Source organism: Actinoallomurus bryophytorum, from assembly GCF_006716425.1.
GTDB classification, from domain to species: domain Bacteria; phylum Actinomycetota; class Actinomycetes; order Streptosporangiales; family Streptosporangiaceae; genus Actinoallomurus; species Actinoallomurus bryophytorum.
This window is the reverse complement of the sequence record NZ_VFOZ01000001.1, coordinates 2887269-2911346: the sequence shown is the minus strand read 5'-3', so window position 1 is coordinate 2911346 and position 24078 is coordinate 2887269. Positions and strand designations below refer to the sequence as shown.

General features: G+C 70.7%; 10 protein-coding genes (1 of these 10 cut by a window edge). 9 read left to right on the top strand and 1 reads right to left on the bottom strand.

Annotated elements, in window-relative coordinates; genetic code table 11:
• Positions 1-17 precede the first annotated feature (17 nt).
• The gene (gene eccCa, locus FB559_RS13420; RefSeq protein WP_221640008.1) at positions 18-3965 is read right to left on the bottom strand and encodes a type VII secretion protein EccCa; all 3948 of its coding nucleotides are present in this window, start codon (positions 3963-3965) and stop codon (positions 18-20) included.
• Positions 3966-4310: 345 nt separating this feature from the next.
• Here eccCa and eccD point away from each other — a divergent pair, with 345 nt between their 5' ends.
• From eccD to FB559_RS13375, 9 genes are all read left to right on the top strand, one after another.
• Positions 4311-5708, top strand: coding sequence for a type VII secretion integral membrane protein EccD (gene eccD, locus FB559_RS13415; protein ID WP_141955922.1), 1398 nt, complete (start codon positions 4311-4313; stop codon positions 5706-5708).
• A gap of 30 nt (positions 5709-5738) precedes the next feature.
• On the top strand, positions 5739-7229 hold the full coding sequence (eccB, locus tag FB559_RS13410) for a type VII secretion protein EccB (protein WP_141955921.1): 1491 nt from the start codon (positions 5739-5741) through the stop codon (positions 7227-7229).
• Between the two features lie 111 nt (positions 7230-7340).
• Positions 7341-7682 (top strand): hypothetical protein, encoded by a 342-nt coding sequence (locus tag FB559_RS13405; protein ID WP_141955920.1) that lies wholly within the window; start codon positions 7341-7343, stop codon positions 7680-7682.
• Between the two features lie 45 nt (positions 7683-7727).
• Complete coding sequence (locus tag FB559_RS13400) at positions 7728-8048, top strand: WXG100 family type VII secretion target (RefSeq protein ID WP_141955919.1); 321 nt, start codon at positions 7728-7730, stop codon at positions 8046-8048.
• A gap of 120 nt (positions 8049-8168) precedes the next feature.
• A complete protein-coding gene (locus tag FB559_RS13395; RefSeq protein ID WP_141955918.1) occupies positions 8169-8621 on the top strand; it encodes a type VII secretion system-associated protein in 453 nt (150 codons plus the stop codon).
• Between the two features lie 53 nt (positions 8622-8674).
• On the top strand, positions 8675-11692 hold the full coding sequence (locus FB559_RS43825) for an AAWKG family protein (protein ID WP_185792184.1): 3018 nt from the start codon (positions 8675-8677) through the stop codon (positions 11690-11692).
• Positions 11693-11734: 42 nt separating this feature from the next.
• Entirely contained in the window at positions 11735-12217 is a 483-nt protein-coding gene (locus FB559_RS13385; RefSeq protein WP_141955917.1) for a YbaB/EbfC family nucleoid-associated protein, read from the top strand.
• Between the two features lie 37 nt (positions 12218-12254).
• Positions 12255-12572, top strand: a complete 318-nt coding sequence (locus FB559_RS13380) for a hypothetical protein (RefSeq protein ID WP_221640007.1) — start codon at positions 12255-12257, stop codon at positions 12570-12572.
• Between the two features lie 16 nt (positions 12573-12588).
• A protein-coding gene (locus FB559_RS13375) for a toxin glutamine deamidase domain-containing protein (protein ID WP_141955915.1) crosses the window boundary here: on the top strand, positions 12589-24078 show its beginning. The gene runs 34833 nt beyond the window's last position; the window shows 11490 of its 46323 coding nt (coding positions 1-11490); it begins with the start codon at positions 12589-12591; its stop codon lies beyond the right edge, outside the window.

Sequence of the window (24078 nt, the reverse complement as noted above, 5' to 3'; positions counted from 1 at the left end):
CGGCCGCCGTACACGGCTCAGTCCAGCAGCGCCGTCTGCATCTGCACCGTCCTGCGCCGGGCGATCCGCAGTGCCCGACCGGGCGGCAGGATGCGGCCCTTGACGTTGCCGAACAGGAAACCCTCGTCCGGCGGGCAGGACATCAGCAGGGCCGGCGTGTTGACCTCCTGGAGCCGTCGCATCAGGATCTCGTTCAGGCCGCGTCCGGCGCCGGAGGCGGACCGGGCCACGACCATGTGCAGCCCGACCTCGTACCCGAGCGCCAGATGCGGCAGGAGCGGGTCGAACGGGTGCTGCATCGGACCCGCGCCGATCATGTCGTAGTCGTCGACCAGGATGAACAGGCGTGGGCCGCTCCACCAGTCGCACAACCGCATCCGGGCCGGCGCGATGTCGGGTCCGGGCACGCGGGCCTGGATCGCCCGCCCGGCGCCGTCCACGAGGTCCCGTAGCGCGTCTATCGCGACGGCGTGCCCGAGCCGATACTCGTCGGGAATCGCCTCGACCAGCTCACGGCGGTAGTCCACCACCATGATGCGCGCCTCCTCGGGCGTGTAGCGCGAGGTGATGGCCTTGGCGACGAGCCGCAGCAGGTTCGTCTTGCCGCACTCGGTGTCGCCCACCATGACCATGTGGGGGTTCTCGCCGAAGTCGTGCCACACCGTGGAGAGCCGCTCCTCCTCCAGTCCGAGAGGCACGCGGAGGTCGCCGTCGGGTGCGGGCAGGTCGCGTACGTGGAGCGTGGCCGGCAGCATGCGCACCGGCGGCGCGGGCGGACCCGTCCAGCTCTCGGCCACCGCCGCGACCAGCCCGGCGATCCCGTCGGCGAGGTCGCCGGCGCTCTCCACCGAGTCGATGCGCGGCAGCGCGGTGAGGTAGTGCAGCTTGCTGTCGCGGGTGATGCCGCGTCCGGGGTTGCGCGGGACGGAGGCCGCGCTGCGGGCGTTGATCTCCGAGTCCATCGGATCGCCCATCCGCAGCTCCAGGTGCGTCGCGGCCTGGTCGCGTACGGCCGCCGTCACCTCCACCCAGCGAGCGGTGGTGACGATGAGGTGGATCCCGTAGTTGAGGCCACGAGCGGCGATCGCGTTGAACGTCGGAATGTACCGGTCGAAGTCCTGACGCAGAGTCGACCATCCGTCCACCACCAGGAAGACGTCGCCGTGGGGCTGGTCGGCGAACTCCCCGGCCGCCCGGCGCCGCCGGTAGGTGGGCATGGAGTCGATGCCGTAGGTGAGGAAGAACTGTTCGCGGTCGGCGAGCAGAGCGGTGACCTCGGCGATCGTCCGGCCGACGCGTTCGGGGTCCATGCGCGCGGCGATGCCGGCGACGTGTGGCAGGCCGGCGAGCCCGACCAGTGAGCCGCCGCCGAAGTCGAGGCAGTAGAACTGCACCTCACGCGGGGTGTGGGTGAGCGCCAGCGCGGCGATTATGGTCCGGAGGAGCGTGCTCTTGCCACTCTGCGGGCCACCGGCGATGGCGACGTGCCCGCCGGCCCCGGACACGTCGATGACCAGCAGATCGCGGATCTGCTCGAACGGCCGGTCGACGATGCCCACCGGTATCGTCAGCGCACCGCGCAGGTCCGACTCCACGGTCGTCAGGCCGAGCGCGTCATCGGGTTCGAGCGGTGGGAGGATCTGGTCGAGCGTCGGCGGCAGGTCCAGGGGCGGCAGCCACACCTGGTGGGCCGGCGGCCCGGCGTGGCGCATCCGGTCGACCGCGACCGACAACAGCGTCTCGCCGGTCTCCTCGGGCTCCTCCTCGATCTCCACGGGCTCGAGCGGCTCGACCGGCGCCACCCGTGACGCGGACCACGGCACGACCTGGCTCGCGACCCGTTCCTGGTCGGCCCTGCCACGCGCCCGGTACGAGCCGGAGGAGTAGGCCGCGCGGAACCTCGTCAGCGCCTCGACGCCGGTCTTGAGGAAGCCGCTGCCGGGCTGTGGCGGCAGCGTGTGGGCGTCCGGTACGCCGAGCACGCCACGACTTTCCATGGCCGAGAAGGTCCGCAGGCCGATCCGGTACGACAGGTGGCTCTCCAACTGGTGCATCCGGCCCTCGTCCAGCCGTTGCGAGGCGAGCAGCAGGTGGACACCGAGGCTGCGGCCGAGGCGGCCGATCATGACGAACAGCTCCATGAAGTCGCGGTGGGCGGCGAGCAGCTCGCTGAACTCGTCCACCACGACGAACAGGCTCGGCAGAGGCTCCAGCGGTGTGCCGGAGGCGCGTGCCTTCTCGTACTCCAGCACGGAGACGTAGTTGCCCGCGGCGCGCAGCAGCTCCTGACGCCGCATCAGCTCGCCGTGCAGCGCGTCGCGCATGCGGGAGACCAGGGACGCCTCGTCGGCCAGGTTGGTGATCACCGCGGAGACGTGCGGCAGCTCGTCCAGGCCGAGGAAGGTCGCGCCGCCCTTGAAGTCGACCAGGACGAAGTTGAGCGTCTCGGAGGAGTTGGTCAGCGCCATCGCCAGCACGAGCGTGCGCAGCAGCTCGCTCTTGCCCGAGCCGGTGGCACCGATCAGCATGCCGTGCGGTCCGGTGCCGCCTTGCGCCGACTCCTTGATGTCCAACTCCACCGGTGTGCCGTCGACGCCGACCGCGATCGGCACCCGCAGCCGGTCGGTGGGGGTGCGCCTGCGCCACAGCGTGGCCGGGTCGTGCCGATGCAGGTCGGAGATGCCCAGCAGCGTGGCCAGGTCGATGGTGGACGACAGAGGCTCGGTGCTCTCGCCGCCGACGCCCAGCCGGTACGGCGCGAGCCGTTTGGCCAGCGCGGCCGCGCCCCGCACGCCCAGCTCGTCAGGCCGCCCGAGCAAGGTTATCTGCTCCTTGCGGTCGCGGTCGGTGCGCACCAGCCCGAGTTCGCCGTCCCCGATGGTGAGGCGCAGGGTCGTACGGCCGGGCCGCCAGGTCAGCGCCCCGCTCAGGTCGATGACGGTGGCGTTGCGCATCCCCGGGCCGTCCAGCGCATGACCGGACGGAATGGTGGCGCCGTCCACCACGATGAGGGTGTAGGGCTCCTCGCGGCCGGTCTGCGCCTCCGGGTCGTACTGCGGGCGCTCCCAGAACTCCGCGCCGAGCATTCCCTCGAGCTCCGGGAAGTCGGTCGCGACCATGCGGACCGGCCCGGCGCCGTCGCTGTCGTGCGGGTTCAGGTTGTGCGGCAGCCACTTGACCCACTCCCACTCTTCGCGGCGGTCGGGTGCGACGCACAGCGCGAGCCACAGGTCCTCCGGGCAGTGGAAGACGGCGAGCTGGGCGATCATCGCCCGCACCATCGCGCGGACGGGCTGTTCGTCCCCGCGTATCAGCAGCCGGGCCCAGGAGCGCAGGTAGACGGCCGTGGGCTGCTCGGGCACAGTGGCGTACGCGCGGATGAAGCTGCGCAGCGCGTGCGCGGTGAGGGGTTCGAGGTCCTCGACCGGCTTGGTGGACATCGGCGACAGCCGCAGCCCCAGCTTCTGCTCACCGATCGCGAGCCGCGCCTCGGCGAAGTCCGGGTCCGTCGGGCGGCGCTCCCACATCCGGGTGGTGCCGACCATGGACCACAGCGTCTGCGGTGCCGGGTGCCGCCAGGCCAGGGACTTCTGCTGGTCGCTCACCGCCTTGCGGACCTTGCGGCGGGTCTGGGTGAGGTAGCGCAGGTAGTCGCGGCGCGCGCCCTTCAGCTTCTGCTTGCGTTCGCCGCCGCGGCGCATGGTGTTGCCCAGCAGCATGGCACCGGCGGCGCCGACCATCATGACCATCGCGATCGGCATGAAGCCATTGGCCGCGCCCCCGCCGCGCGTCATGTACATCATCATCATGGCGCCGGACATCAGTGCCATCGGCAGGTACGTCCACACGGCGGACGAGTCGGGCACGGTCTCCGGGAGCGTGGGCGGCTCCTGGAGGTTGATCTCTCCGTCGGGCATCTCCGGAGCGCGTCGGCGCACCGGCCTGCGGAAAAGCACGAAACTCAACGACGGCCTCCTGGCGTGTACGGCACGGCACCGGCGGACGAGGGTCGGCGGTGTGCGGAGAGCGGCCGAGGAGAGCGAGAAGACGCGTTGGCACGATCGTACAGCGGCCGCCCGGCGACCGGACCTTCCAAACTCGTATGAACCGGAAGTGATCCGCGTACGTATGCCTGAGCGGAGAGCTACTGACGAGACCGAACCGAACAACAGAACACGCCGACCTTCACGTCCCTCCGCCCGGCGAAGGCGGGTGGAGCCCGCGGAAAGACGAGCACGCCTCATGAGCGAACGCAGTGAGCGAATCGAACAGCCCCGCGCCCTGGGCACTTCCGCGATGGGGGAGGGCTCGTGAGCGGCGGCACGATGACGGGACTGTGTCGGCTGACGGTACGCGCGCCCACCAAGGTCATCGACCTCGCCGTCCCCGCCGACGTCCCGGTCGCCGACCTGCTTCCCGCCGTACTCGGTTACGGAGGTGACGACCTCGGCGAGGCCGGCCTCGAACACGAGGGCTGGGTGCTCCAGCGGCTGGGCGGCGCGCCGCTCGACCACGAGGCCAGCCTGGAGTCGCTCGGCCTGCGCGACGGAGACACGGTCTACCTGCGGCCACGTACCGAGGCACTGCCCGAGGTGCGGCTGGACGACATCGTCCACGGCATCTCGACCACCATGAAGGAGAGCCCGCACGGCTGGAGCCCGCTGGCGAGCCGGCGGGTGCTGCGCGGGCTGACGCTGGTGGCCCTCATCGGCGCGCTCGTCATCATCGCCCTGCCGGGCGGCCCGGCCGCGCAGCGAGAGATCGCGGCGGGCGCGTTCGCGCTGCTCCTGCTGGCGGGCGCCGCCGCCGCGAGCCGCGCCGTCGGCGACGCCGCCTCGGCCGCTCTCCTGGGCGCGATGGCCGGCCCCTACCTCGTGCTGGCCGGCTGGCTGCTGCCTGGTGGTGCGCTGAGCGGCCCGGACCACTACCAGACGTTCGGCGCCCGGCTGCTGGCCGCGTCCGCGGCGGAGGCGGGCGGCTCGGTGCTCGCGCTGGCCGTGGTGGCCTCCTACACGGCGTTCTTCGTCGGCGCGACCGTGTTCTCGGTGGCGGGCGCGCTCGGCGGTGTCCTGTTGATGGTCGGGGGAATGCCGCCCGAGCACGCGGCCGGCATCGTCGCACTGGCGGCGGTCGTCTTCGGCGCGTTCGTGCCGTCTCTGTCGTTCCGGCTGTCGGGGTTGCGGACACCGCCGCTGCCGACCAACGCCGAACAACTCCAGGAGGGCATCGAACCTCGCTCGCCGGCGGCCGTGGCCGCCCGTGCGATCCTCGCCGACATCTGGATGACCGCCATGTACGCGACGGTCGGCCTGACCTGCGCCCTCTGCGTCACGGCTCTGGCTCACAACGACAGCCTCAGCCAGCTCCTGCTGGCGGCGGCGCTGTCCGTGCTCCTGGTGTTGCACAGCCGGGACATGGGCAACGTCTGGCAGCGCCTGTCCCTCGTCGCTCCGGGGGTCTGGGGCGCCATCGCGATGATCACCGTCGAGGTGGCCGGGACCGAGCCGTCCGGCCGGATACTGCCGGCCGTCGGCGTGGCATCGGCCGGCGCGGCGTTCATTATCGCCGGATGGATCGTGCCGGGCCGCCGGCTCGTGCCGTACTGGGGCCGGGCCGCGGAGCTCCTGCACAGCCTCGTGGCGATCAGCCTGCTGCCGCTGGTCCTCTGGGTCCTCGGCGTGTACGGCGAGCTACGGGCCATCGGCTGACCGGGTACAGGAGAGGACGGGCAGGAGACGATGCAGTCCCGCCGCGACCAGGTCCAGGCCCACCTTTTCGTCATGGGCCGGATCACATCCGGGATGCTGCGCGCCGACCCGGACGCGCCCGAGAGCCCGCAGGGCCGGACGAACCGCGGCACGGCAGCCGGGATCGTCGTCGCCGTGCTGCTGTGCGCCGCGGCGTTCGTCTGGGGGTTGATCTCCCCGGGCAAGTCCAACAGCTGGCGTGACTCCCAGAGTCTGATCGTCAACCAGGACACCGGTGCCGCCTATCTCTATGTGGGCGGCCGGCTGCGTCCGGTCCGCAACTACGCGTCGGCGCGCCTGATCGGCGGCGCCCAGATGAAGACGAAGAAGGTGCGCACGAAGTCACTGGCCGGTGCGCCGCACGGGCAGCCGGTCGGCATCGTCGGCGCGCCGGACTCGCTGCCGGCGCCGGGGGACCTCAGCCGGAACCCCTGGGCGGTGTGCTCCGGCACCGCCGGCACGGGGACGCCCGCGCCGGTCACCACGCTCGCCGTGGGCGCGAGCACCGCGGGCGACGCCCCGTTGACCACGGGCGAGGGGATGCTGGTCACCGCGCCCGACTCCACGGTGTACCTCGTGTGGCAGGGCAGCCGGCTGCGGGTGAACCAGAAGGGCGGCGCGATGTCCGCGCTCGGCTACGCGGGGCGGATCGCGGTGCCCGTCTCGGCGGCGTTCCTCGACGCGCTGCCGGCCGGACCGGACCTGACAGCGCCGATGGTGCCCGGCATGGGCACCGCCGGACCGGCTCTCGACGGGCACGCGACCCGCGTCGGGCAGGTGTTCCGCGTCGGTGTGATCGGCTCCGACCCGCGCTACTACCAGCTTCGCCAGAGCGGTCTGGCCGAGGTCAGCGCCACGGCCGCCGGCCTGCTGCTGGGCGATCCGGAGGTCCGCCGCCTGGCGTACCGGGGCCAGACCGCGACCGCGGCCCCCTTGCCGCCCGACGTGCTGAACGCCCACCTCGCCCCGGCGGACCCGGCGACGTCGGCCGCGGGCGCGCTGCCGGAGACGCCACCCCGGCTGGTGGAGCGCGCGACGGACCAGGACGCCTGCGTACGGATCGCGCCGAGCGGCGCGGGGCCCCGGGTGAGCGTGGCGCTGACGAACCGCGCCACGCTCGGCATGCTCGCCCAGGCCGCCACCGCGACCGCCTGCGTGCCGGTGGAACGGATCACCGTGGCGCCGGGCGGCGGCGCCCTCGTACGGGTGCTGGCGGCGGACGGCAATTCGGGCGGCGGCGCCACCTACCTCGTGACCGACGTGGGCACCAAGTACCGCGTGCCGAGCGCCGACGACCTCGCGGCGCTCGGCTACTCGGCAGGTGAGGCGGTGGCGCTGCCGTCACCGCTGCTCGCGATGGTGCCGACCGGCCCGGAGCTGAGCGGGGCGGCCGCGACGTCGGCAACCTCATCGGCGGCGACGGAGGCGTGCGGAGGCACCGGACAAGGCGGTGACAAGTTCACGACAAGTCACACCCGATAAAGAAAGTGGAGAGCGTGGGGCGACGAATCGGATGGTGGGACGCGCCGGCCGGATGAGCGTTCACCGTCCTGCCCCCGTTCCCGTGCACCGAACCAGAGAGGAAGGCGAACGGTGGCAGGCAGCGGAATGCAACAGTCGCAAGTATCGGCGACCAAGAACGGTGTCAACGCCCTCGAACAGGCTTTCAGCGGCATCACCAAGATCAGGCAGGACGTCGAGTCGACGCGCTACAACCTCGCCTCCGGCTACAAGGGCTCGGATGGCGGGAAGTTCGGCGACCTCGTCAACAACTGGGAACAGCAGTGCGACGTCATCCTCGGCAACCTGCGGGACATGGTCGACAAGCTCAACCAGACCCTCGCCTCGCAGCACCAGCAGCAGGGTTCGAGCAACGACCAGATCAACCAGGCGTACAACCAGTCGCAGTCCGTCTTCGACGCCCTGCACGGCTGAGCGCGGCCTCCCCTTTCCTTCCGCTGACGAGAAACGAGGACACCGATGAGCGAGGACTTCACCGACGGCTACATCTACGTCGACTACTCGCACATGAACAACGCGGCCGACGACCTGGTCTCCCAGACCAAGGCCATCGCTCAGACGATCTCCAACATGGAGATGGAGCTCTCCGAGCTCAAGAAGACCTGGGTCGGTGACGACGCGCAGACCTACGACAAGAAGCAGCAGGCCTGGGACGCCGCGATCAAGTCGATGGAAGACATGCTCACCAGCCACTCGCAGCTTCTGGACGACATCTCCGGCAGCTACAAGTACAACGAGAACAACCTCAGCCAGATGTGGTCCGAGGTGCGCATCGGTTGATCTTCGGACCTCCGGCCGCCTCCGACCTCGGCGGCCGGAGGTCCGAAGCCTTGCTGACCACTATGACCGGCGAGCGCACGCGAGCGTGCCGGCGCAGACCAAGCCAAGGAGCGTGAACCAATGGCAGAGCCGCTGAAGATGGACAAGGCCGGGCTGCAGGGTTTCGTGGACAACCAGATCGCCCCCTTCGAAAAGGGCCTGAAGCACGTCGCGGACGACGACGACGAATTCGGTGTGACGATGGACAGCCTCTTGGGGACGGGGCACGTCAACAGCGCCGACAGGGATATTTACCAGTTCCAGGCGCCGTTGCCGATCGGCCACCTCAGGAGCGACAAAGGCTCGGGCGGCACCATCCTCATCGGCAAGATCACCGATTCCGCGCAGTCCATCTCAGACGTGTTCGTCAAGCAGGTCAAGCTCTTCGGTGATCTGCATACGAATCTGAACAACACGATCACCAAGCTCATGAACGGCCAGCACGACTCACTGGAAAAGATCGACGGAAAGATCTTCCTGGACGGCCTGGGCACGGTCCCCGGAGATTTCCAAGGCCCCAACTCCAGCAGTTGACCCTCAAGTAGCCCTTGGCCCCCAGCTCATCAGCATTTTTCCTGGAGCGCGATATGGATGACGGATCGAACGCGTCTGGCGACGACTGGTGGGACGCCGTATCCAAGCTCACCGGCTACGAGCCTGAGGCGCGGGACAAACTGTTCGACCCCAGCCTCCTGGGCAACAACAAGATTCCGCTGATGAAGCTGGAGATCGACGACTATGACGTAGAGCCGGAGGACGCGGAGCTGGCGGCCATCAACGACCTGGGCCAATGGCGTATGCAGAACTCGGGCTGGCGCGTCCAGAACACCGACTTCGTCGTGCCATTCTACAGCGGCGACACGGGCGTCGGCTCGATCGTGACGATGCGCAGGGCCCGCATCACGCTCCTGGGGACCACCGGCGTCAACGAGGAGTACGGTCCGAACGGCGGGGTCAACATGGGGGCGACGTTCACCGAGCACGGCAGCAAACTCATGGGTGACAACTTCGGCGGCTGGGACTCCCGGCCGCTGGCCCGGTACAGCTTCGGCGGCGGCATGGCCCTGAACGCGCTCCTGAACGATCCGTACTCCACGTGGCGGTTCAACTGGAACGACAAGCAGGTCGGGGATGACAACGCCATCGACCTCACGGGGTTCGACCGTGTCGCCAAGGCGTTCGACCGGGTGGCGCAGTTCTTCCACACCAGCAGGGCGACGATCCAGGGCTGGGAGGACGAACTCGGCAACGAAGAGACCGCGGCGTGGCGGGGCCAGGCGGCCGGTGTCTTCTGGGACATCGTCCACCAGCTCGGTGTGATGTACCAGGGCTACACCGACACACTGCCGACCGTGAACGGCGCCTCCAAGGTGGGGGATGAGCTGCGGCAGGTGAGGTTGGACATCTACAACGCGTTGTCGCGGCTGCACTCGACATGGAATACATGGTCGCTGGGGTTCTTCAGTAATCCGCTGCGCGTGCTGCACGACGTCCTACTCGAAGTGACAGATGACCTTTGGTACAACAACATTACGAAGGTCCGCACTCATTGGTATTACACCGAAGGTGGCAGTTACACCGAAAACGAGGTGGAGTACGACGGGTTCCGCACCAGCGCCCACGACAAAAACGGCAATGTCTACGGCGACATGAACAGTATGGACACCTGGCATGCCATCGGGGCCGAGGCGGTCAAGCGCTGGCAGAAGGGTGTGGACGACAATCTGGGGAAGGCCGGACACCAAGCGCTGGTCGACGTGCACAATTCCTGGGTCGACGTCAGCAAGATAATCCAGAAGCTGACCACTCCGAGCATCAGCCTCCAGTCCGACTACCAGATGGACAAGGCCGCCGCCGCACAGGACAAGGCGGATGCGGACGCCGCGGCCGCGGCGGCGCACCAGAAGGAGATGGAGGACAAGGCGGCCGCGGACGCGGCGGCCGCGGCGGCGCACCAGAAGGAGATGGAGGACAAGGCCGACAAGGAGCGCGCGGAGGACCTCGCGCACCAGAAGGAGATGGAGGACAAGGCCGAGAAGGAACGCGAGGAGCAGGAACAGCACCAGAAGGAGCAGGAGGACAAGGCCGAGAAAGAGCGCGAGGAGCAGGAACAGCACCAGAAGGAGCAGGAGGACAAGCAGGAGGCGCTGCAGGCCCAGCAGCAGGCGCAGGCCCAGGCCCAGTACGCGCAGCAGCGAAAGGACCAGGAAGAACAGGAGAAGAAGCAGGAGGCGCTGCAGAAGCAGCAACAGGAGCAGGCCCAGCAGCAGTACCAGGAGCAGATGGCCCAGCAGCAGGCCTTGCAGAAACAGCAGGAGAAGAAGCAGGAGGAACAGGAGAAGAAGCAGGAGCAGTTGCAGGCCGAGCAGGAGAAAAAGCAGGAGCAGCTGCAGGCCGAACAAGAGAAGAAGCAGGACGAGCAGGAGAAGAAGCAGGAGCAGCAGCAGGCCGAACAAGAGAAGAAGCAGGACGAGCAGGAGAAGAAGCAGGAGCAGCAGCAGAAACACCAGGAGGAGCTGGCCCAGCAGCAGTACAAGCAGCAGCAGCAGACGCAGGCCGACTACCAGAAGCAGCAGCAGGAACTCCAGCAGAAGCAGCAGGACCAGGCGGAGAAGCAGTACGAGCAGCAGCAGAAGCAGTACGAACAGGTCTCGGGCGGCGGCGGCAGCGCGCAGCAGTACCAGCAGCAGCTCCAGCAGCAGCAGGACCAGTTCCAGCACCAGCTTGAGAGCCTCGCGCACAACCAGATCGGCAGCCAGACCCATGTCAACCCCGACGGGTCCGTCACCACTGACTACAGCGACGGCAGCTCGACGACATTCAACCCGCACACGGGGCAGGAGACGACGACCCTCCCGAACGGGCATGTCAGCACCGAGCACGTGGCCAACGGCCACTCGTTCACGAACCCCGACGGCAGCACCACGACGGTCAACAGCGACGGGACCCTCACGACGCACTACCCGGACGGCAGCACCACCACGGTCAACCCGAAGACGGGCATGGCGACCACACACGAGCCGGACGGGCGGACGATCACCACGAACCTCAGCGGGGGCTCCACCCTGCCGCACGTCCCGTACGAGGCCGAACTGCACGACCTGCCGTTCGACGGATCGCTGGGCTCGGCCGTTCTGCCGGCCGGCCAGCAGATGCCCACCAGCGCGGCCAGCCCGGCCGGGAACTACCTCCCGCCGGGCACCTATATGGACGGCACCACGACCGGCGGAATGCCACCGGCAGGCACCCCGATGACCGGCGGTATGCCCATGGGCGGCGGTGGGATGCCGATGGGCGGCATGGGCGGCATGGGCGGAGGCGAGAAGGGCGGCGGAGGCGAGCGCGTCCGCCAGGTCTATGAGGACGACGACATCGTCACCACGGATGGTGGGTCGCTCGGACGCCGGAGCCGTCGCGGTATCGAGTACGAGAGGGAGACCGCGGCGGGCCGGCGCACGTCCACCGCCAGCGGATACGACCCGTACGCGGCAGGCTCCGAGCGCGAGCAGACGGAGAGCGGCGAGCGGGAACGCGAGACATGGGTGCCCGAGGAGGAGGACGTCTGGGGCACCGACGAGGGCGGCTCGCCCGCCGTCATCGGATGACGTACCCGGCTGTCACCTAGTGCGAGGGAGAGAGTAGCGGAGATGGATCTGAACGAAGAGCTGGATGCTCGTGTGGCCGAGGCGCGCGAGCGTCTCGAGTCGACCAAGGCCGCCGTGGCCCGCGCGCGGGCCGAGCTGAGCGAGGCGTCCACGACCGCACGGTCCAAGGACCGCTCCGTCGAGGTGACCGTCGGCCCGCAGGGCGAGCTGAAGCGGGTGAAGTTCCTCGATGAGAAGTACCGGACGATGGAGGCGGCAGAGCTCTCCGCCGCCATCGTCGAGGCGGCGGGGAAAGGGCGGGCGGTGATGGCCCGGCGGGTGATCGACACCTTCTCGGCGATCAGCCCGGCCGGCCAGGGCGAGGGGGGCGTGCCCGGATACACGCCCGACTGGGAGCAGATCTTCGGGTCGGCGCTGAAGGCCGGCGGACGGGGCGGCCGGCCGGCCGCGTCGCGTGAGGCTCGTCGCGGCCGCCCGGCCGCGAAACTGCATGACGAGATCGTGGAGGACGGTAACGATGTCTGAGAAGTTCCGGGCCGACCCAGGCCGCGCCAACGCGGCCGTGGCGAAGATCGACAGCCTGAGCGAGATGATCATCGGGTGGGGTGATGAGTTCTTTGACAGCCTGAGCAATGCCGGAGAGATCCTCGGCCATGACGAGTTCGGTCGCGAAGCCGGGCGCCAGCTCTACAACCAGGGGCTTCAGATCCATGACGGGGTCCTGGCGTTCGGCCAGGTCACCGACTCGGTTCCGGTCATGCTCAGGTCGCAGCAGGCGAAGGTCGGCAAGGCCCAGACGGACGTCATCGGCGCCATCAGCGAGGTCGGCGCACACCAGGGTGAGGGCTTGCCGGGGAAGGGCGGATTCCACGGCAAGTAAACGGGGGTGAACGATCGTGGGTGACGCACCGGAAGGGCTTGTCTTCGACGAAGACGAACGCAAGCTCTTCCTGTTCCTGATGGGGACCGAGCCTCCCGAGGCCGTTCCCCAGAGGGTGTATGGGCTCAAAGAGCCGTTCGACACGCTCGACCACAAACTGAGCACGCTCCCGGTGCACTACGACGAGACCGTCAACGGCATCAACGGAGCACTGCCCGACGAGGTCATCGAGCAGTTCAAGCAGACGTTCGGCTCGTTGCTCGGCGCCGACGGCGGCGTCAACCACATCGATCAGGTCAGACAGGCCGCCCAGCTCATGAGCGAGCAGGTCGGTGAATGGTCCCGGAGCCTCCTGGAGGCCCAGGTCCAGATCATCTCGATGCTCATCGCGCTGATGGTGCAGCTCGCGATCATGGCGGCGCTGGCCGCCTTCACCGGCGGTGGCTCGCTCGGTGAGGAGGCGATCGCCCAGGAGACCACGCGTCTGGGTCTCATGACGATCATGCGTGGGCTGCTCTCGTTGGTGAAGTTCGTCATGCCGACGGCGATCCAGGCGGCCATCGGCGCGTTGTTGATGATGGCGGCGAGCCTGATCGCGAGCGCGATCGACGGCGACCCGCAGGGTCCCCACATCAACTGGAAGTGGGTCGGCGAGGGCGCACTCGGCGGCGCGCTCGCCGACCTCGGAATCCGGGGGATCGGGGGCGTCTTCGACAAGGTGATCCTCAACAACGTCAAGAACCTGGAAAAGCCGTTCCTCACCGAGCTGACGAACATCGGCGGCGACTTCATCAAGATGGGTGGCGGCGGCGCGATCGCCGGCACCTTCACCCAGGGGCTCATCGACGGCCACTGGCAGGTCCTGCCGATGATGTTCGTCGGCGGCGGTATCGGCGGTATCGCCTTCGGCGCGGCCGTGCGGGGCGCCAAGCTCGGCGGCATCAAGTACCGCATGTCGAAGCTGGACATCAACCCGGACCTCATCCGGACGCTGGACAAGCCCGACCTGCTGGCCGACCCGCCGGGCCGGCGTCCGGGTGACGATCCCGACGGCCCTGGCGGCAGCAGGAACATCGACACGTCCCCTCCGCAGAAGACGATCGCCTCGCCGCCGCCGAGGCAGCCTCCCCCCGGTCTCAACGGGCCACGGGGCGGTGGCCCCCAGCGGACCGGGCCGAACCTCACGGAACCGCTGCCGCGGGAGACGTTGGAGGACGGGCAGTTCACCGACCCCGGCCTGGAGAACCCGGCCGCGGTGCTCCGCGGGAACCCCCCACCGCTCGATTCTTCGTTCACCGAGGTCCCGCCGCTGGTGGACGAGAACGGTGTACCGCTCGTGGAGCCGCCACCGGTCCCGCCGCGCATGACCCCGCCTCCCGGCCCGCTCTCCACGACCCGGCCCGCGGTGGGCACGGAGGGCGGGCCGCTGATCCGCGAGAACGTCCCGCCGCTCCTGGACGAGAACGGGATACCGCTCGTGGAGCGGCCGCCGGTCACGTCCTCCACGCCTCCGCCCCCGGTGACCCGGCCGGCCGAGTCCATGCCGCCCCCGGACGTCGAACACGAGGCTCCCCCGGCCCCGCACGACACCCTGTCGCAGAATCCGCCGCCCGACACCACCTCACACGACACCACGTCACACGGCCCGCCGTCGCACGACACCACGCCGCTGGGGCACGACCCGATCCCGCCCGTGCACCTGGTGTCCGAGCATGAGAACGTCACGCCGAACTTCGTTTTCGACTCCGCCGACCACGTCATCCACCAGCAGCTGCGGAACGGCCAGGACGCACAGGTCAGGCGCTACACCGAGCGGCTGGAGAACGAAGACCGCCGGTACTGGCGGCAGCAGGAGGCCGACCGGTACGTCGACGGCGCGGTCGCAGCGCACCTGGCGTCCAGTACGCACGGTGTTCCCCCAGAGGGGCCAAGGCCCGATCCGATGGCGCGCGTCCGCGGGACGGACCTGCCCGAGCACCTGCGCGGACCCGTCGTCTCGGCGTACCACGCCGCCGTAGGCGAGCACGAGGCGAGCCTGCGTGGTCCGGGCGGCCAGGACCACGCGCCCGAACGGCAGCCCCTGTCCCAGCGGCTGCGCACCAAGCTGGAGACGGTGTTCGCGGACACCGGCTACGCCGGGTCGCCGGACCGGACGGCCGAGACACTGCTACGGCCGGACACGCGCTTCGAGCCGGAGGCGCTGGCCCGCGGGGCCGGCGTCCCGGACCATCTCGTCGGCCCGGTCGCCGACGGCTACCGTGCGGTCCACGCCGAGGTCGAGCAGCCGAACGACCCGGCCGTCACCACGCGACTGGCCAGGGCACTGGAGTCCCGGCTGTCGGAGTTCGACCACGACCTGGACGTCTCCGTAGTGGCCGACCGGATGGTACGAGAGCAGGCCCGGATCGACACCGACGGGTCGCGGCCATGGACCGACGACGTGCGGGAGCGATTCGACGCCCGCTGGCGGCCGCTGTACGAGCAGCACCTGGACGGCACGCTCTCCCGGCAGCAGTTCGAGCGCCGCTTCCAGGACCTGGCCGACGGGTTGCCCGACGAGCTGGAGCTGGAGGCCGCGGTCCGCCTGGCACGGGCGAGCGCCGAGACCGCGTTCGACGCGAGCGACCTCGGCGAGCGCTTCGCTCCGTCCGCCGAGGCGCGGTCGCGAACCCGCTTCCTCGCCGAGGTCGAGTCGGACGTACGCGGGATCGCGGACCGGCTCGGCATGCGGGGAGAGCGGGTCGACCCGAGCGTGTGGGACCGGTTCCACACTGAGGCGAACGCGCGGATCAACGAGCTGACACGGGGCCTGCGCACCCGCACGGAGCTCGAGCGCGAGGCGGACCTGACCTTCGGCCGCCTCCTTGACCAGGCGGGCCTGGACCATGCCTCCGCCGACGCCCGCACTCTGCGCGCGAACTACGACGCGGAGTTCGCGGCCCGTACGCGGACCCTGCCGGGCGGCGAGGAGACACGGACGCTAACTCACCAGGACTGGGAGGGCCGGCGCTCCGAGCTGACCGACGAACTGCGCGACCTGGACGACCGCTGGGCGGGCCGGCTGCGCGCCAAGGCCGCCGAGACCGCTCTGCTGACCCGCGCGGGCGACGAGATGGAGCGCCAGGAGAGCGTCTGGCGTGAGCAGGCCGGGCCGGAGCGGAGCGGCGATCTCGATCACGACGCGGTGCTGGCGGAGCTGCGCGACGACCTGCGCGCGGAGGACACGCGGCTCCTCGGTGGCCGTGACGCCTCGGAGCTGACCGCGGACGAATGGGGCGAGCACGTCGCCGAGCTGACCGCCGCTTACGAACGGCTGAACGAGGGAATCGCCGCGCGGTTCGACGAGCACGCCTCCCGTACCGCGGTGCTGCGCCGGGCCGACCAGGCGCTGTCGGGCCTGGTCGGCCCGGCCGAGCACGTCGAACGGGTCGGCACGGACTTCCACGCGGCGATGACCGAGGCGCACAAGGCGGTGGTAGGGCGCCCTGAGACCGGCGTCTTCTCCCGTGCCGAGCTGGCGCGGCGCGAGGCCGCCTTCGATCGGGAGTACTTCCAGCCGTACCGGGCCTCCCTGCAGGACCGGCTGGCCTTCGAGGCGCACCTCGACCGCGTGCTCGCCGAGAGCGGGGAGCGGTTCCACGAGCTGACCAGCGAGGTGAGCGAGCTCACCGGCCGCGCCCGTCGCCGGTACGCCATGACGGACCAGACGTTCGAGGAGACGTCGAAGGACTTCCGGGCGGAGTCGGCGGAGATCTTCCACCAGGCCCACGGAGTGGCGCGCGACCTTCCCGCCATGCTGGAGCAGGAGCGGACCCAGGGCGACGTCTTCGGCACCACGCTGCGGGAGACCTGGACGAACTTCCGCGCCCAGGTCGACGCGACGCGGGTGGCGGGTCTGCGCGCGCGGGCCGAGACGGACTACGACACCGGTCATCCGTCCCTGACCTCCCTCCGCGCGCGGCAGGAGTACGAGGAGGGGCTCAAGGCGCTCCGGCAGGGCCTGGCCGACGGCTGGGACCGGGTGATGACCCCGGATGAGCAGACGGCGCTGCTCGGCACGGCGCGCTCCGATCTCGCCGCGCTGCGTGCGCGGGTGTCGGCGCGGGACGCGGTGTACCAGCGGTCGGGTGAGGACCCCGAATGGACCCTGGACTTCGGGAAGCTGGACGTCACCCGCGCTCCGGCCGAGGAGCACGGGCGTCTGCCGGAGACGGAGGAGAGCTCGCGTCCCTCGACCGTCTCCGAGGGGCCGCCGCGCGACTCCGAGAACCGCCGGGCGTACGTCGAGGACGTCCCGGACGAGGGAGAGCCGGTCGAGACGGCGCTCCTCGAAACCGTGCACGTGTCCGTGCCCGAGATCGAGACCGTGACCGAGCCTCCTCCCGCGCCCCGCTCGACCAGGATGGTCGAGGCGGAGAGCCGCATGAGGGAGGAGCTCGACGGGCTGCGCGCCGAGATCGCCCAGCGCGACGAGGCGTACGTCGCGTTCGAACGGCAGGTGGCCGACCACCCGCGTGACGCCGCCCGCCTTCCCGCCTCCGGCGTCGGGGCGCTGCGCCGGCGGTTCGCCGAGCGATGGGCCGCCGATCCCGGCCGCCGGACCGCCCTGGGTGAGGAGCTCACCCGGTGGCTGGACGAGGCCCACACGGTCGCCGACGCGCACGAGGTGTTCGACCGTGAGGTGATCCGCACCCGGCGGACGCTGTTCGGGGAGCGGGACGCCGGCTTCCGCGACGACCCCCGCGTGGTGGCGCTGCGGGAACGCTTCGTCCGTGAGCTGACCGGCTCCGCGCGGGGCGACGCCGAACGGGCCCGCCTGGTCGAGGAGCTGCGCGGGGAGTACGTACAGGCCCGTACGGAGTGGCGGCAGCGGGCCGCCGCGAACCGCGCGTTCGAGGCGGCGCTCGCCGTCGACGGGCCCGAGGGCCGCCTCGACCTGGGCCGGGGCACGCACGAGTGGGACAACGCGACGCGCCGCTGGCACGAGGAGGAGCTCACCCGGCTCCGCACGCGCTACACCGAGGAGCAGGCGGCGCTCACGGACCAGGCGGCGCCGGAGGCGGCCCAGCTCACCGAGAGCGTCCGGCACGAGGCGCTGCGGCTGAACGCCCAGGCCAGGCCGATCGCCGAACTCGGCCGCCGCCTGGAGCAGGCGGCGGAGAGCCACGGCCCGGACCGCGAATGGGCGCCCGAGACCCAGTCCTGGTACCGGGACGAGCAGACCGAGCTCACCCGGCAGACGATGGAACTGGCGCGTGCCCGGCCGTTCGACACGCAGCTGAGGTCCCGCCTGGAAGCGGACTACGAACGCCGGCTCACCGCCCTGGAGGAGGTCGCCCACAACCGGGACCTCGCCCGGCAGGAGTTCGCGCGCGTCTCGGCCGGCCAGGTGACCGGTCAGGCGCGGCTCAGGTCCCGTGAGACGGTCGAGTGGGCGAACGGGCGGATCGAGGAGATCCGCCAGAAGTACGTCGACGAACAGCTCACCGACACCGCCATCCGGGAGGCCGAGAGCAGCGGCCGGGAGTTCGTCCCCGCCCCGGAGGGGATCGCGCCCGGTGACTGGCGCGTCCACGCGCTGTGGGCGGCGGAGACGCGGCAGCACGGCAGGTACAAGGAACTGTTCGCCCAGCGCGACGCCGAGCTCGCGGAATTCGCCGAGTTCGAGGTGACCCCGGAGGAACGGGCGGCCTTCGAGGAGACCGTCGAGTCCTGGGCGCGGGAGCACCCCGAGGCGCGGAACGACCCGTCCTTCAACGAGATCAAGGAGCGGATGGGCCGGGAGTTCGAGCGCCGGCTCCTGGCCGGCGACCGGGACCGGCAGGAACTCATCGACGAGCTCCCCGCCGAGCTGGATCTGGAGGCCGCCCGGCAGATCGCGATCTTCCGCGGTCATCGCGCATTCGAGCAGTGGCGGGTCGACGCCTGGCACCGCCGGGCCGACTTCCAGGAGGAGGGTTCCGGACAGGGGCTGACCCGGCCCGTCCCGGACGATGCGTACGAGGCCGAGCGCACGGAGTTCACTCGGCGCTGGGACGACGCCGTACGGGAGATCTTCACGCAGTCCTCCGACATCCACGAGAACATCGCGGCGACCCGTCGTACGGCCGAGACCCGGTTGACCGAGCTGCTCGACGACATGCGGGTGGACGTCGACCGCCGGGCGCGCCTGGTCCCCGAACAGGAGCGTTTCGCCGAGATCCTCAAGGACACGGCGACCTCGTACAAGAGCCACCTCTCCGAGGAGGACGGCGCTCTCCTGGAGGGTTTCACCGCACGCGAGGGCAACCCGTCCGAGGCGGGGCTCCGGCAGGTGCTGACCGACAACCTGAAGGAGCTGGAGACCGCATTCGACGAGCACTTCCCGCGCGGTGAGGAGGTCACCCCGGAGCACGAGGCGCGATGGCAGGAGACGTTCGCGAAGAAGGTCGGCGCGCTGCCGTCCCGTCTCGCGGAGCAGACCGCGCGTGAGGGCGCGCTGAGCCGCGTCGTGGAGGACTTCGAGACCAGGTACACCTCGTGGGAGGCCGACCCGCGGCTGAGCGAGGGGTTCCGCGAGCGGTTCGGCCTCCAGTACAGCACCGCGCTGGCCCAGGGGACGCGCTCGTCGATGCAGACCGCCATCGGGCGCTCGGTCAACGACCGGTTCGGCGAGCTGTTCACGGGCGAGCAGGAACGCCCCCTGGCCGAGCGGCTCGAAGAGTGGCGCACCTGGTACGACGAGACCGTCGGCACGGACCGGATGCACGTGTGGTTCGGCGTGGAGGCGGGGCGCCAGAGCGTGAGCGCCAGGACCGAGCAGATCTTCCGCGACGAGACCGCGCGCCGGCCTCCGGACCGGATGCCGTCCGGGGACGGCCTCACACGGGCGCAGTCGGGCCTCGTGGAGCGCGCGCTCGGCGCCTACGACGAGGTCTTCGGTTCCGCCGCGCGCAGGCCGGAGGACCTGGGCGGCCGGGTGGAGGTGTGGGACGAGCGGATGGAGCGGCTCACCGCCGAACTGCCCGCCCACCTCGACTTCGAGGCGACGGCCTCGGACGCCCTGAGGGGCATGGGCCGCTCGTTCCACGGCCTGAGCGAGGGCCACCGTTCGGACGACGAGGCATGGCTGAACCGGACCGGCGAGACGTTCCGCGAGGAGGCGTTCGAGGACGTCCGCGTCCTGCTGGCGCCGCGGGACCTGTCCACGACCTGGTCCGAGCACGAGGCGGGCACCGACGACGCGTTCTCGGCCGGCCGTACGGAGGCCGCCGGGGAACGGACGCTCACCGAGCCGGAGCCGCCCGTCGAGACGCCGCCCGTCACCGAGACGGCCGAGACGTCGCTGACCGAGCCCGGCACCGACCCCGTCACCGAACCGCGCGCCCTCACCCCGCCCCCGCGCGGCGAACGGCCGCTCCTGGACGACGCGGCGACCGAGACGCTGTGGGACGCGGTACAGCGGGAGCTGGCGGAGACGGCCCCCGACCGGCCGGTGACGGGTCAGGAGGCGGCGAGTCTGCGGGCGGAGCTGGCCGAGCGGTACGAGCGGCTGGACTCCTCGTTCCGGCGCACGCTCGGGCAGGCCGGTGGGGAGATCGCGCGGACCTACCTCAACGGCGGCGAGCCGGTCCGCATGCGCGGCCAGGGCTCGGGCAAGGAGAAAGAGTACTGGGCCACCCTCTCGCCGCCCGCGAACTGGACGGCGACCAAACCGCTGCGGAACGTCGTGCTGGCGGAGGGCCCGGACGGCGCCGCGCTGACCGTGGAGACCAAGAAGGTCTTCCAGATACCGGACGGGCGCTCCTTCGTCTCCGAGGACGACGCCGTCGCCGCCCTCGCGGAGACGGCTCCGGCGGGCCTGCCCGCCGGCGGGTCGAAGCCGGCCGTGCGGATCATCATGGTCCCCGAAGTGATCTTCGGAGTGCTGCGGGACCTTCCGCAGGAGACCGAGTACGCCGATCCGGATGTGGCCTTCGAGGCCGAGGCGAGACTTGAGAGTGCGATCGACCGGGTATCCGGCGGATCCACCGGATCCGCCGGGCCGTCCAACCGCGCGCTCGAACACACCCTCCCCAAGGACTGGAGGATCACCGAGGAGGGGAAGGGCTGGCTGATCGGGCCGCGGCCGATCGGTGCTCCGGCGGGCTCCCACGACCATCTCAACATCGGCGTGCCGCCCGCGGTGGGCCACTCGTTCCTCAGCGGTCTCGTCGAGCAGAGCTGGCGGGACGAGAGCGTCGGTTCCCTCGCCAACCTCCACCTGACCGACGCGCTGGACTTCGGCGACTACATCGCCGCGCGCTTCCTGTCCTGGGACCACCTGGGCCACATGGCCGAGAACCCCAGGGACCTGTACCCGTGGCTGGACATCAACGACGTCGCGGTGCAGGAACTCCGGCTCCAGGCGGCCAAGCTCTACCTTCACACCGCCGCGCGGCTCACCGGCTTCATCCGGACCGGCAACGAGAAGTCCAACGCCAACGCCCTGATCCGCCGCGACCCCGGCCTCGGCTTCCGTGACCTGCCGGAGCGCGCCCGCGCCTTCCTGAGCGCCGACCGGGAGGCGTTCCTGGACGCGTTCGAGATGTCGTATCTGACCCGGGTCCCGGATTACTACGACCACTTCGCCCAGCAGCAGGGAGCGGAGGTCCCGAACGGCGATCTGCTGAGTCTCGTCGCGAACCACAAACCGGTCAGTGTCAAGGACTACCTGGTCGCCGGGGTCACCGGCGACCTGAGCGTCCGCCTGGACGCGTTCCTCGACCTCACCACGGTGAACCGGCTCGACACCAGCGGCGGCACGCTTGGCAAGGTCGTGGTGGAGGCGCGTGCCGTCGGGAAGCCACAGGTCAATGCGGTCAAGTCGCGAGAACTGCATAAGAGCGTCACGAGCCTGGCGCTGAAGCTCTATCCGCGGGCCGAGCGGCTGTACCGCCCCACCCCCGAGGACATCGAGCAGTTCGAAGAGGCGATCGCGGCGCTACGGGCGCAGGCCCCGGCGCCGGGCGAACCCCTTCCCGCGGCGGCGCCCGCACCCCTCGACCTTCTCTACCGCGAGACGTCGCCGGAGGCGCGTGCCCGTTACGACGAGGCCGTCGCGACGCTGCTCGCGAGCTACGAGGACACCCACGCCGCCGCCCAGAACGCGGTCGGCCGGCTCGGCGCCGACGGCTCGGGGCGGAACCTGGCCGAGACGATGAGGCTGTTCGAGGAGACGGCGGCCCAGCGGTACGGCACGAGGATCGACCGGATCGGGCCCCACGACCCCGGACCGCGCAGGGCCTGGTGGCGGCAGCGCATGGAGGCGAGCGGCTATCGCCTGGCGGAGGCTCCCCTCGGCCACGTCGAGAAGATGTTCGCCGTCCACGCCGACCTGAACCCCGCCTCTGACGGCATGGACTTCCTCGCGGCGATGATCGCCTGGCGGGTGCCCATGGGCGAGCCTGTGTACGACATCGTGCTCGCCTGGCACCGGGCCGGCTACGGCGGCGAGCCCGTACGCCACGCGCTGGCGACCGAGGCGTCGGAGCTGGCCGGCTGGCTCGACAACGGTTTCGACCTCATCGAGAACGCCGCGAACCCGGAGAACGCGGCCGAGCTGACGCCGCCCCACCTTCTCGCCTACGACCGGCTGAGCGGGACCCTCCCCGCCGAGTTCGGGGCCGCCGCCGAAGAGGCGGGGCTCACCTCACGGGGCGCCGCCGCTCTGCTGGCCCTGCCCCATCTGCCGCCCGAGGGCACGGACCCCGTGGCCGACCTGCACTGGACGATGGCCCGCCGGGCGGTCGTACGGCTCCCGCAGGAGCAGCGGACGGTGTGGGCCGCGTGGTGGCACACGGGTACGGGTACGGCCGATCCGGCGGCCGGCGAGAAGCTCCCGGCTCCCGGCATCTGGCGCGTCTGGGGATCGGCCGAGGAGGCCCTGGCGCAGGTCCAGCGCGGCCCGGGGCCCGGCCGGGTGGTCCTGACGAGCGTCAGCGAGATCGTCCATGCCACGGGAACGTTCGGGCGGGCGTCCGGTCAGGGCGAGCTGTACTACGCCCTGGACACCGAGGAGCACCAGGTCGCCGACGTCCGCGTCGTAACCGACCCGTCCACCGGCGAGCCGCGCGTCGAGCTGACGCTCGAGACCCCCGCCGTACACGCCGGGACCGTCGACACGGAGACCGGAGTCTTCGCCCACCACCACGAGCCTGCCCACGAGGAACTCCGGGACCCGGACGAGGTGCGGACCCGCGACATCGTCCGCGACGGCAACCTCGTCTTCGGCCGTGCCGACCTCAGCGACAGAGAGTGGGCGCGGTGGGAACGGCTGCTCACCCACCTGCCGCAGACGTTCGTGGCCTGGCGCCTCGGCCCTCAGGGCGAGCTGCTCATGGCCACGGGAGCCCTGCCGCTGGCGAACCCGAGCCGGACGTTCGTCTACGCCGGTGACCTGAGCCGGATCGGCACGCCGGAGGGCTTCGCGGCGGACGTCATGCCGCGGCTGGGCGAACTCGGCGCCACCGACCTGCTGATCCTCGCCTCGGAGGAGCACTCCGAGGCGACGGTGCTCGGGCTGCGGCTGCTCGCCGACCTGCACGACGTCCGGATCCACACCGCCCCGCTGGCGCTGGAGCCCGGGCACGGCGGCGCGCCGGCGACGTTCTGGCTTCCGCTGGACGCGCAGGGCCGGCCGACGTCCTGGGTGACCTACCTGCCAGGCGGCGGCGTCCTCCGGCCGGCCGACCAGGCGGCCCAGTGGCACCTGGCCGACGGCGTCGAGGCGAGGGAGATCGAGCTCAACCGCGTGGGCGGCCTGCGCGGCGGGTCGCGGGACACCGGGGTCGACCCGCTGGCGGCGAGCTGGCCGATCGGGCGGGAGCTGACGGTCGGAGTCCGTCGTTTCGGCGACGTCACGACCGTGCCGGCCCATGAGGTGCCGGTGCCGGCGGCGGGCAAGTCGGCGGAGCAGTGGTTCACCTTCTCGCGTGCCCTGGAGTCCCACTCCGCGCCGGCGACCTACGCGGTCAGCGAGCTGGGCTCTATCAGACTCCCCGACGGGCGGACGCTCTCGCCGGACGGCTGGCGGCGGTTCGGCGACGACTTCTTCCACGAGCCGAGCGGTGCCTTCCTGCGGGCCGACAGCGGCTGGATCGGCCAGGCCGACAACGCGGAGCAACTGCGTGACGCGCCGCGTGAGCCGGCGGAGATCGCGCCGTACACCCTCGTCGCCGGGCCGTCGGGCCTGTACCTCGCGCCGGCCGGATCCGAACGCGGACCCGCGGTGCACATCCCGCTGGCCGAGAGCGCCGCTCCGCACGCCATGGAGCTGTCCACCGACCCGGCACCCTCCGAACGCGCCGTCGGCGGCGGCGAGCAGGGCCGCGACGAGGTCGTCGCGTATCACGAGGAGCTCCTGCGGCGGTTGTCCTTCGAGCCGATGCGGGACGAGCCGGCCGACGCGCTCATGTCCTCCGTCCACTCCCTGGCCTCGGCCCACGGCGCCTACGAACGCGCCGTGGGCCGGGTGCCGGCGGCGGAC

Bases quoted from the DNA above. Each gene is read 5' to 3' on its own strand.
- eccB (WP_141955921.1), top strand. From the start codon at position 5,739: ATGCAGTCCCGCCGCGACCAGGTCCAGGCCCACCTTTTCGTCATGGGC.
- FB559_RS13400 (WP_141955919.1), top strand. From the start codon at position 7,728: ATGAGCGAGGACTTCACCGACGGCTACATCTACGTCGACTACTCGCAC.
- FB559_RS13395 (WP_141955918.1), top strand. From the start codon at position 8,169: ATGGCAGAGCCGCTGAAGATGGACAAGGCCGGGCTGCAGGGTTTCGTG.
- FB559_RS43825 (WP_185792184.1), top strand. From the start codon at position 8,675: ATGGATGACGGATCGAACGCGTCTGGCGACGACTGGTGGGACGCCGTA.
- FB559_RS13385 (WP_141955917.1), top strand. From the start codon at position 11,735: ATGGATCTGAACGAAGAGCTGGATGCTCGTGTGGCCGAGGCGCGCGAG.